At 35.9% G+C, this 10129-nt stretch carries 12 protein-coding genes; 6 read left to right on the plus strand and 6 right to left on the minus strand.

The genetic code is table 11. The features are described from left to right. Positions 1 to 67 precede the first annotated feature (67 nt). The 3 genes from ACVWXS_RS14840 to ACVWXS_RS14850 form a co-directional block, all read right to left on the minus strand. On the minus strand, positions 68 to 1024 hold the full coding sequence (locus ACVWXS_RS14840) for a LytTR family transcriptional regulator DNA-binding domain-containing protein (protein ID WP_456958773.1): 957 nt from the start codon (positions 1022 to 1024) through the stop codon (positions 68 to 70). A 620-nt stretch (positions 1025 to 1644) separates the two neighbouring features. Further along, on the minus strand, positions 1645 to 2241 hold the full coding sequence (locus tag ACVWXS_RS14845; protein ID WP_456958774.1) for a dienelactone hydrolase family protein: 597 nt from the start codon (positions 2239 to 2241) through the stop codon (positions 1645 to 1647). 274 nt (positions 2242 to 2515) lie between these two features. Continuing rightward, positions 2516 to 3337, minus strand: a complete 822-nt coding sequence (locus ACVWXS_RS14850) for a methyl-accepting chemotaxis protein (RefSeq protein ID WP_456958775.1) — start codon at positions 3335 to 3337, stop codon at positions 2516 to 2518. Positions 3338 to 3698: 361 nt separating this feature from the next. On the opposite strand from ACVWXS_RS14850, the gene ACVWXS_RS14855 reads away from it, so the two are divergent. From ACVWXS_RS14855 to ACVWXS_RS14865, 3 genes are all read left to right on the plus strand, one after another. Next, positions 3699 to 4031, plus strand: a complete 333-nt coding sequence (locus ACVWXS_RS14855) for a hypothetical protein (protein ID WP_456958777.1) — start codon at positions 3699 to 3701, stop codon at positions 4029 to 4031. A 109-nt stretch (positions 4032 to 4140) separates the two neighbouring features. Then, positions 4141 to 5652: a DEAD/DEAH box helicase gene (locus tag ACVWXS_RS14860; protein ID WP_456958779.1), complete on the plus strand. Its 1512-nt coding sequence runs from the start codon at positions 4141 to 4143 to the stop codon at positions 5650 to 5652. Positions 5653 to 5669: 17 nt separating this feature from the next. Next, positions 5670 to 6449 (plus strand): YqhG family protein, encoded by a 780-nt coding sequence (locus ACVWXS_RS14865; RefSeq protein ID WP_456958780.1) that lies wholly within the window; start codon positions 5670 to 5672, stop codon positions 6447 to 6449. Positions 6450 to 6491: 42 nt separating this feature from the next. Here the strand turns inward: ACVWXS_RS14865 and ACVWXS_RS14870 are convergent, their stop codons facing one another. Next, the gene (locus tag ACVWXS_RS14870) at positions 6492 to 6812 is read right to left on the minus strand and encodes an ArsR/SmtB family transcription factor (protein ID WP_368638459.1); all 321 of its coding nucleotides are present in this window, start codon (positions 6810 to 6812) and stop codon (positions 6492 to 6494) included. Then, positions 6809 to 7234, minus strand: coding sequence for an SRPBCC family protein (locus ACVWXS_RS14875; RefSeq protein WP_456958782.1), 426 nt, complete (start codon positions 7232 to 7234; stop codon positions 6809 to 6811). The genes ACVWXS_RS14870 and ACVWXS_RS14875 overlap by 4 nt, the downstream gene beginning before the upstream one ends. Positions 7235 to 7407: 173 nt before the next feature. Here ACVWXS_RS14875 and ACVWXS_RS14880 point away from each other — a divergent pair, with 173 nt between their 5' ends. Continuing rightward, a complete protein-coding gene (locus ACVWXS_RS14880; protein ID WP_456958784.1) occupies positions 7408 to 8046 on the plus strand; it encodes a LysE family translocator in 639 nt (212 codons plus the stop codon). Between the two features lie 377 nt (positions 8047 to 8423). Here ACVWXS_RS14880 and ACVWXS_RS14885 read toward each other — a convergent pair whose 3' ends face one another. Continuing rightward, positions 8424 to 8852: a HEAT repeat domain-containing protein gene (locus ACVWXS_RS14885; RefSeq protein WP_053481745.1), complete on the minus strand. Its 429-nt coding sequence runs from the start codon at positions 8850 to 8852 to the stop codon at positions 8424 to 8426. Between the two features lie 281 nt (positions 8853 to 9133). On the opposite strand from ACVWXS_RS14885, the gene ACVWXS_RS14890 reads away from it, so the two are divergent. Both ACVWXS_RS14890 and ACVWXS_RS14895 read left to right on the plus strand, forming a co-directional pair. Beyond that, positions 9134 to 9640, plus strand: a complete 507-nt coding sequence (locus tag ACVWXS_RS14890) for a hypothetical protein (protein ID WP_456958785.1) — start codon at positions 9134 to 9136, stop codon at positions 9638 to 9640. 135 nt (positions 9641 to 9775) lie between these two features. Next, positions 9776 to 10003 (plus strand): hypothetical protein, encoded by a 228-nt coding sequence (locus ACVWXS_RS14895; RefSeq protein WP_456958786.1) that lies wholly within the window; start codon positions 9776 to 9778, stop codon positions 10001 to 10003. Positions 10004 to 10129 lie beyond the last annotated feature (126 nt).

The raw sequence follows: 10129 nt of genomic DNA on the forward strand, positions 1-10129 counted from the left end.
CAGTAAAATGACCTTTAGTGGAGAAATATTTCAGCTGACAGGAGTCGTTTATTTCCTGGGAAATCTACTAAATTCCGAGTATTTCCTTTAAGTCTGCGAGCTTATTTTTCGACAAAGGTACTACAGCTCTTTCATTACTATTTAAGGCTAGACTGTAACTATTGCGAGTCCATGTAATGATTTCCCGTACCTTTTGCAAGTTAACGATATAAGAGCGATGACTTCTAAAAAAGCCGAACGGTGTCAATTTCTGCTCAAGCTCATTCAGTGATAATGTACATGGATAGGTTTCGCCTGCAACATACACAGAAACGCCCCCGTCAACACTTTCGATATAGTCAATTTCAGGGGGATTAAATAAAATGATTTTGTCATTTTTCTTCGTAGGAATTTTATCAAATCGAATCGGTACATTTTCAAGCGAAGGAGAAGCTGGCTCTGTCTCATCCTCTTTAACGTCTAATGCATGTAAGCCCATTGTATCTAGTCTATGTATTGCTGTACTCGAAATAATTAAATCCTCGAAATTATTAGACAGTAAAATAATTGTTTTATCTTGTCTTTGAAGGGCACCCAATAACTGAATGACTTTTTGCTTGGAAAACTCATCTAGATTTTGAAATGGCTCTTCTAAAACTTGTATTTGTGCTGAACTGAGATATGTATGTATCAATTTTAAACGTTGCTTTTCTCCATTTGAAAGCTTGCTGATTTTAATGTTTTTTTGCTCTGTTAAAGCGATTAATGGCAATAAATCCTCCATCTTTTCAGAAGTAGCATTGAAAAGCTTTAAGCAAAATTGGATATATTCTCGAACCGTAAGTCGCTCATACAAAGCACTTTCACGAAGATGTGTATACGTATTGCCTTGTTTCATAAACCATTTCATTAATGTATTGATTTTAGACACATCTGTATAAATGCCGATAATAATACCTGTCTGTAAGGAAAGGTGAAAGCTTGGATAAATAACATTGCCTCCTTCTATATAAGGTTCAATAATCATATTTTCATTTTGATCCATTATTTTGTTCTCCTTAATTTTGTTTGTTTTGAAAAATGTGCTCATCACCATAACGTGTGGTTGATTTCCGTTCCGACTGGGCGCTTTGTTGCTGTCGCTTCGCTTTCGCACAGATAAAACATTGTTGCTGACGCTTCGCTTTCGCACAGATAAAACATTGTTGCTGACGCTTTGCTTTCGCTACAGATAAAACATTGCCGCTGACGCTTCGCTTTCGCGCAAAGCAGAGCTTCCTGGGGGCGTCCGATGAGCCGCTCGGGCCTACACGATGTAGGTCACGAAGGCGTTATCACAGGACGTGATGTTCTTAGCCTTCGTTCCTCTATCGCTGATCCCCAAGGAGTCGCCAAGTCTCCACTCCAACTATATCAATTTCGCCTTGGCGTAATTGCGTCCGGATTTTGAATTGTGCCCGCGCAAAATCCGTGACATCCGCCGGAGGCTTTGGGCCAACGTGATGTTGGTCACTCAGTCGTTGCCACAGGACGTGGCGTTCTTAGACAGAGTTCCTCTATTTCAGTAAATTATTGGAATATATTTATAACAAATCACATCCGTATTTATCTCACTACCTCCAGAGGTGGGAGTCTTCTACTGAATGAAGATAAAAGGCATACGTCTTAACAAATGTCATCCACAACTTTAGGTGATGATCCGAAAAAATTTAAAATATCACCTTGTGCCTGTAAAAAACTTTCATGACAATAGCTCGGATTATAATAGTCCATAAAACCATGCTGACCATTATATTGTTTCGTGTGAACAGCTAGTAATGTATCGAGTGTTTTCTTTAATTCAAGGACATTAAAGCTTTTCTCATGACTTGGTAAAATGACAAGTGTTGGACAAGAGGGGATTACCTCAAGATATTGGCGAATGCGAGAACCATAAACGCAAACGATTCCTTGTAATGGGAGTGTAGATAGTCTCCAAGCTAAAGTTGCCCCTACACTAAATCCTATTAATAGCACTTCATCAAAGTGCGTTTTAGCGTCTAATATTTTTGGGGTTAATTTTTTTAGAGGAGCATCAAAGCCAACTTCATTTATGAAATATTCATAGGCTTCCTGTTCTTGTTCGTATGTAAATACTGTATTTTCTGAATATAAAGAAATGCACTCGACAGTCGTGCTAGCGTTACTGTATGTTGCAGCTTGCTTTTTTATAAAATCGTTTACACCGTATATTTCATGTAAAATAAATATTTTCCTTTTCATATAGGCCTCATTTTCTTTTTCCAATAGTGTACCAAAAAGTAATCATATCGCATATTTTAGAAATTTACGGCACTGATTTTATTATGTTTATATAATTATTTAAGGATTAAAAATCCAATTGTAAAAAAGTGTGTAAAACTAAAAATGAAAAACATTTATAGAATAGGTGAATGATTTAGTTTTTTTGAAGTAACACTTAGGAAGGCGCTTAAATACCACAAAAATAAAAGCTGTTCAGTCAAAATATACGCTGAACAGCTTTTTTAAGTTTATTTTAATACTTTTTAGACATAAAACCCTTCATTTCCAAGCTAAGCGAATTAAGCTCATCAATGATTTCACTAAAGTCCTGAACAAGTTGTGCCTGTTCGTTTGTGGCACCATTTATTTGAGTCATGTTTTGCTTTAAATTTTCAAGATTATAATTGATGCTTCGAAGCGAGGATTCAATGTTATCAGTAGCAGTAGTAGTTTCAGTAGAAAGCTTGCGAACTTCTTGTGCGACTATATTAAATCCGGCACCATGCTGACCTGCTCGTGCGGCTTCAATCGATGCATTTAATCCGAGTAAATTGGTTTGACGCGAAATATTTTTTATTAAATCGGTAATACCATTTGTTTTTTCAGCATCCTCTAAAGCAAATTGTGTCTGCTTATTAATCTCCTCACTAGTTGCAGCTAGCTCCTCCGAATGAGAGGCAATTGTATGTACTTTATCCTGTAGGTTTTGGATAATTTCATTCATAGTAAGAATATATTTCTCCATTTGAAGAGAATGATCAATAGGTATTCCAAAGGCTAGCGCGCCTACGATTTGCCCATTTTCACGAACGGGAAAAGAAAATGCGTTAAAAACCACACCATAATATTCTTCGGGTACAGGCTCATCAGTACTTTTTCCTTTAAGTGGGAGATGTAAAATTGCATCATCTGGATGAAGTTTTTGCCCGACTTTATAACCAGAATCTATCCGTTTCCCAGGTAAATAAGCAATAATACTCTCACTTTCTTTATCTACCAATCCAATCATGGACTCGCCCTTCATAGCTAAATGAATGTAAGGCAATGATATTGTTAATGCTTCAAGAATTTTCATAGTAACCTCCTCGGTATATGTAAGCCCTATTAATTGAGCCCCTTAATCTCGTTCTTCTAAAACTAATACTTCTTTAATTGTATGGAAAAAGGAAGAGAATAAAAAGACTATCTTAATACCATTATCCTTTTAAATTGTACAATATTAATGGTCCTATATGTTTAATTTTTAAACAGGGATTGGATTTGCATAGTAATGAATTTTGCAGACGTGGTAATCATGGAGTATATGCAATAGAACTTTGCAGAAAATAATATGGTATTAGATAGTGTAAATGAATAAGGTATATGGATTTAAAAAGAGGCAGGTTTAACTACGAAAGGTTGAAGTGTCATTTTAAAATGTATGTAATGTAAGTTGATTGGAGTGGAGGGTGGGCGACTCTTTGGGGATTAGCAATAGAGGAACGAAGGCTAAGAGCATCACGTCCTGTGATAACGCCTTCGTGACCAACATCCTGTTGCCCCGACGCCCCCAGGAAGCTTTGCTCTGTGCGAAAGCGAAACGACAGCAACAATGTTTTATCTGTGCGAAAGCGAAGCGACAGCAACAATGTTTTATCTGTGCGAAAGCGAAGCGACAGCAACAATGTTTTATCTGTGCGAAAGCGAAGCGACAGCAACAAATGTTTTATCTGCGCGAAAGCGAAGCGTCAGCGGCAAAGCGCCCAGACGGAACGGAAATCAACTACTAGCTTTGCTGGAGAAAACTTTAATTATTTAATTTTTCTTTCGCAAAACCTTAACATAGCTTTCTCTTTTTTGGACAACCTAAACTAGAAATAATGGCATGAGGTGTTGATCATGAAAATAGAAAGGTCGTCTGAATGGGAAGAAGGCTTTATAAAAAAACTAGATCATCTTGAAAAATGGGATAGTTGGACATTGTACAAGATGAATTATGACATTGTGAAAATGAAGTTAATTACTGATTTCACAGGTTTACAAGCGACGAAGTATTTACCAAATCTAAAGCCACTTACGCACCAGTTAGAAGCAGCGGAAACGGTGATTGAACGTATGAATGGAAAAGCGATTTTAGCTGATGAGGTGGGACTTGGTAAAACAATTGAAGCGGGTTTAATTTTAAAGGAATATCTGATCCGGGGACTCGTCAAAAGAGCATTAATATTAGCGCCAGCATCTCTTATTAATCAGTGGATAGAAGAATTAAACATAAAATTTCATATTCCAGCAATCGCTTATAAAAAAAATGTTCCGATAGAGCGCTACGATGTCCTTATTATGAGTATGGATACTGCCAAAAAAAGTCCACACAAAGAGCGCATTTATGAGCAAGATTACGACATGATTATTATTGATGAGGCGCACAAGCTAAAAAATCATAAAACTCAAATTTATGAATTCGTACAAAGTTTAAAGAAGAAGTTTTGTTTATTATTAACCGCAACACCAATTCAAAACGATGTCTTTGAATTATTTTATCTTATTTCCTTACTTAAGCCTGGCCATCTGGGCAATTATGATACATTTCAATCTGCATTTTCGGCAAGTAAGCATGATTTAGAGCATAATGATTATTTAAAGGAATTAGTTAATCAGGTGATGGTGAGGAATAGGAGAGAGGACACGGGAATTGAATGGACAAATCGTCGCGTTCAAATTGTTCCAATCAAATTTACGAAGGAAGAAGCGGAAGTTTATGATTTGCTCGGAACGCTTCAAAATACTGGATCTTTTTCATTAATTACATTGCGGAAGGAAATGTGTAGTAGCAAAGAAGCGACAGCTTTAACATTATCTAAAATGCTTGAAGAAGATAATGCACAATCACAAGAAGTGGAAGCTATACTAGCAAAATTAATGGCTTTGGAAGTGAATTCAAAGGCAAATAAGACGCTTGAAATAATCGAACAAGCACAAGATAAAGTGATAATTTTTACAGAGTATAGAGCTACTCAAATTTATTTGCAATGGTATTTACATTCTAAAGGTATAACGAGCGTCCTGTTTAACGGTAAATTTAATAAAAACAAACGTGATTATATGAAGCATCTATTTAAGGAAAAGGCACAGGTTCTAATCGCAACTGAGGCAGGTGGCGAAGGGATTAATCTTCAATTCTGTCATCATGTCATTAACTACGATTTGCCTTGGAACCCTATGAAGCTAGAGCAACGGATTGGACGTGTACATCGATTAGGGCAAGAGCATGATGTTCATATTTACAATCTGGCTATTGCAAATACTATTGAAGAGAACATATTAGCATTACTTCATACGAAAATTGATGTTTTCGAAAAAGTAGTAGGGGACTTAGATGCGATTCTATCTAACTTTAAAGAATCTGTATAGTGTAAGGGAGAAGGAGCATGTATCCACAGCAAGTTCATAGTTTTTTACGACAATTTTTCACAGAAAATGATTGCTATATTGTAGGGGAAGACCACCATTATCTTACAGTGCAATTAACGGTTGATATCGATAAAAAAATAATGAACCGACCATTTTATTGGCAATACGTAGAAGCTACAAATAGCGAGCCGAATCCAGCTCAAGTAACATTCATTACAAATCAAACAGCATCAGCTGGTAGTCTTTATGGAGAGGCAATTCATTTTGGTTCTCCAAGAATGAACCAGCTTTTTCAAGCAACAAGGGAGCTAGGAGCTTATGTTCAAATGTATGAGAAGGTCGACACCGCAAGAGGGCAGGTTATACTAACACCGTGGTTAGGGGTGAATTATAAAGTATCGTATTGCTGCGACCGGACGAAAGAAATGCTCTATTCCTTTGGTATCAATCTATTAACAGGAATCATTAAAGAGGATTTTTACGAAACCATATATGCAACCGAGCTAGATACTGTTCCGGCAGAGCATGTTTTTCATGTGCAATATATTATTAAGCCTATCCGGGGACTTCAAAGATTAGATGCAGCCATTGAAGCAATCATTGCACAGGATGACCATTCGTGGGCTACTGAAGCAAAAAAGAGATGGCAACGTGATCAACGCGTACTAGATTACTTTTATGAAGATGTCGATGACAAACCAGAATGTTATAACATTGAAAAGAAGGCTTTAGAGGAACAATATGATGCGAAAATTAAAATAGAAATTATTAATGGTGGATTATTTTATCTTTATTAAACGAGGAGCTGTCCTAAAAGTACGGGACAGCTCCTTATAATTTTAATCTTCTTCGAGAAGGCTTTGAAGTTGTGCCAATTTATTATCCCAAAATAAATCAAAGTACTGTAGCCAATCTTCAATTTCTTTTAGTTTTTCAGCATGTAATGTATATATTTTTTCTCGTCCTTTTTTCTGGGCAGAGACTAGTTCAGCCTGTTCAAGAACTTTTAAATGCTTCACGACAGCAGTTCGGCTTATAGAAAAATTCTCAGAAATAAGTGAGATGGGCTGATCACTTTCGGCAAGCAGCTGTAGGACATGACGTCTTGTAGGATCAGCGATTGCTTGAAAAACATCATATTTTACAGCAAGCTGTGTCATTGTGATTCCACTACCGCTTTTAATTTTTGACCGACAATCATTGTCCAGCCGCCATCCATTTTTGTACGAACAGCTTCCGTAGGTACGTTAGCTTTTGGAATAATATGTGATGCTTCTTTCCAACCACCATGTGTTAACGTAAATTCTGTTTGCTCCCCAATTTCTTTCAATTCAAAAGTGACAAACCATCCATCTGTATCCCATGCAAAACGAACAAAATGTGGAGCTTCTATTTGTTCTACTCGACATGGTGAAGGGCCAAATGGTGATTGTAGTGTAAATTCATGACCTTCAATTGGTTTAAAATCATTTGGCATAAACCAAGAAGCAATCTTTTCAGCATCCGTTACGGTTTCCCATACTTTCTCAATCGGTGCTTTAAGGGTAATTGTTTTAACGATATTCTCTAGTTTTTCAGTCATTTACAATGAACTCCTTTTTGAAAATATAACCTTAAGGTGTTATGAATATATAACACCTTAAGGTTATATGTCAATTATAAATACCTGGATAAATTTTCTTTCGCGTCTTTTTGTAAACCTATACATATGGTAATATTATTTTTATAATTTTCTGACTAAAAAGGGGGATTAACATGGTGAACATATCTGTTTTTTTAGTAATGTGTATTTTGTTAATTATTTTACCTGGTCCAGATACGGCCATCGCAACCAAAAATACACTTACGGTAAGCAGAAAAGGGGGGTTACAGACTTTAATTGGTTCGTGCTGTGGATTACTAATTCATACTTTTGCGGCAGTTATTGGGCTCTCAGCGATTATTGTAAAGTCAGCATATGTATTTGCCATTTTAAAATACGTCGGAGCGGTCTACTTATGTTATTTAGGTGTTAAAACACTATGGGCATTACGAGCAATACGCACGCAACCTCCTGTTGCGCAAGACGAGACCCAAATTGATCACAAATATTCGCATCAATCTTGCTTTAAGCAAGGCTTATTAACGAATGTTACAAACCCAAAGGTGGCTGTATTTTTTCTAACATTTTTACCGCAGTTTGTAGATAGCACGAGCGGTACATTTATGCCGTTTCTTATAATGGGGCTTATATACACCGCTTTAACAGGATTTTGGTTTGTATTCTATGTTTACTTATTGGATAAAATTAGCGCATTTATGAAAAAGCCAACTACGAAGGCTGTTATCGAAGGATTGACAGGAGCAGTACTAATTGGCTTTGGCATTAAGTTAGCATTAGAAAAAGCCCACTAAAATTTTATTAAGTAATTCACTTGTTACATCAGTATCCTTTATGAAATGTGCAACATTATTAAGAGTTATTTTTAAGCTGAACTAATTTTTTTATTAGTTCAGCTTTTATTTGTGATTAAAGATATTTTTAGGAATATTTGTTAAATGAAAGTGTAGTATAATTGATATGTAAAATTATACCTTATTAAACTAACAGGGCAGCAGGTTAGTTTAATAAGGTGTTTGTTTTATCATTAAACAATAAAGATAGATGATCAAAGAAAAGAAGTAATACAATTTAATATTAGTTTCGATGAACCGCAGCGTAAGATAAGAAAAAGCCATTCCCTCCACAAACGGAGAGAATGACTTTCCTTCATAAATTGCAAAACTACTGATTATAGTTTTGCCCAACGTTCCTCTAACCAGTTCATAAATTGTACACCTTTGTCGCCTTCATACGCATCAAAGACATCTAAACGCATACGTTTTAGTTTATCCGCAAAGTCTGCCACTGTATGGTCCTTAGGCAAGCTCTTTTTCACCCGTAGGAAAATTTTGTCTGTGCCTTTGATAATATCAAAACGTGCAGGTGATGGCTTCTCTACGTCCTCACCAAACGCCGCGAGTGCTTCATAGGCTGCTAATTGCACCTTGTTGACAGTATCATGCTGCATACGATTTTTTAATAAATCTATGATTTTGTCATGTTGATAAGCCGATAACATTTCGACTGCGTCTAAACGCTCTCGCCAGCTAGACGTATAATTGGCCTGTTTTTTTAATGTTTCATACTGCTCAGGTAATGCTGTTTCAAACTGTTTCAAGTAATTGCACCTCTTTTTTTAACTAGAGGAAAAATGAATTCTTCTTCTGCTTCTCTTATTATACGTTGTCTGGGTGAAAATAGCGATGAATCGCTGGTAAGGATATATATGGAAACTAACTACATTAAGGTGAACCGTATTATAAGTATGTACTATTCTTTATTAGATTTGCTTTTCTTATTAAACTACTGGGCTGCTTTAGTTGAAGATTATTTAGTTGCATAGGCAGCTCTTTTTTTCTTATTGAACTATAGGGCTAGATTGTTTAAGAGAGCAGAGGGGTGAGAAAGCTTTTGGTTCATAAAATCGTTTATCCAGTACTGATATTCATTGTTTTCGTATTATTAGCCATTGTTATGTACTTGAATCATCGAAATGCCACAAATGATTTTTATCATTTAAGATTATCGGGAGAAAGTCCCCATTGGGAGTTAGATGGTTATCAAGTAGATCTGACTTCAGGGATTCTAAATTCGGGAAATGGTAAGCTTCGTTTTAAAACAAGAGAAAATGATTACACTACTAATTATTTTGTCTTTGAAATGAACGCCGTTATAAACAAGAAAGATATAACCCTGCAAAGTAAAGCAGTCTCAGGACCTGAAGATTTTAAAAACGAGATTGATACTGGAGCTATCGAAGGACCACCACCAATAACGAAAGACGGAAAGTCCATAACGTTTAAAGATATAGATAAAATATATGCGGTGATTCATTGGGAAGGACAAGACGATGGAATAGCACACAAAGAAATTATAGATTTGTATGAGCTAGACAACAAAAACTAAGCAATAATTCGCGATAGTTTAATAAGCGTCGCTATTCTTATTAAACTAACTGTGCAGGTTTGTGTAATAAGAAGAAATACCATATGCTGTTATAAAAGGCGAATCCATGAATGATTAAAATAGGAGGATAAATTAATGCGTAAAACCGTTACTTTTTCATTTAGTAGTACCAAATATAAAGGCACAGATGCTAAAGAGACATTCACTTTTGAAAATTTAGGTATTAACGAGGATATGGACGATAAAGCATTAAAAATAGAAATAGATAGAATTTTCCACGCTTGGGTTTGGGATAAACTTAATATTTCTTATAGTATAGTCATAGATGAAGTGAACGCACATGGTTCAGATGATATTCAGTAGTGAAAGGGAAGTTGGTTATTTGACTAACGAGGAGGCTGGGACAAAACCCATCTCTAAACTAAAAAGCCGGTGAAATTTTACGATCAGTAAAATTTCACCGGCTTTAAATTTTTTTCATAAAAAATA

The organism is Lysinibacillus sp. TE18511, from assembly GCF_054062295.1.

What these genes read in the sequence shown, in the direction of transcription:
- ACVWXS_RS14875 (WP_456958782.1), bottom strand. Translation starts at nt 7,234, where the DNA reads ATGACTGAAAAACTAGAGAATATCGTTAAAACAATTACCCTTAAAGCA.
- ACVWXS_RS14895 (WP_456958786.1), top strand. Translation starts at nt 9,776, where the DNA reads ATGCGTAAAACCGTTACTTTTTCATTTAGTAGTACCAAATATAAAGGC.
- ACVWXS_RS14865 (WP_456958780.1), top strand. Translation starts at nt 5,670, where the DNA reads ATGTATCCACAGCAAGTTCATAGTTTTTTACGACAATTTTTCACAGAA.
- ACVWXS_RS14840 (WP_456958773.1), bottom strand. Translation starts at nt 1,024, where the DNA reads ATGGATCAAAATGAAAATATGATTATTGAACCTTATATAGAAGGAGGC.
- ACVWXS_RS14850 (WP_456958775.1), bottom strand. Translation starts at nt 3,337, where the DNA reads ATGAAAATTCTTGAAGCATTAACAATATCATTGCCTTACATTCATTTA.
- ACVWXS_RS14870 (WP_368638459.1), bottom strand. Translation starts at nt 6,812, where the DNA reads ATGACACAGCTTGCTGTAAAATATGATGTTTTTCAAGCAATCGCTGAT.
- ACVWXS_RS14880 (WP_456958784.1), top strand. Translation starts at nt 7,408, where the DNA reads ATGGTGAACATATCTGTTTTTTTAGTAATGTGTATTTTGTTAATTATT.
- ACVWXS_RS14860 (WP_456958779.1), top strand. Translation starts at nt 4,141, where the DNA reads ATGAAAATAGAAAGGTCGTCTGAATGGGAAGAAGGCTTTATAAAAAAA.
- ACVWXS_RS14845 (WP_456958774.1), bottom strand. Translation starts at nt 2,241, where the DNA reads ATGAAAAGGAAAATATTTATTTTACATGAAATATACGGTGTAAACGAT.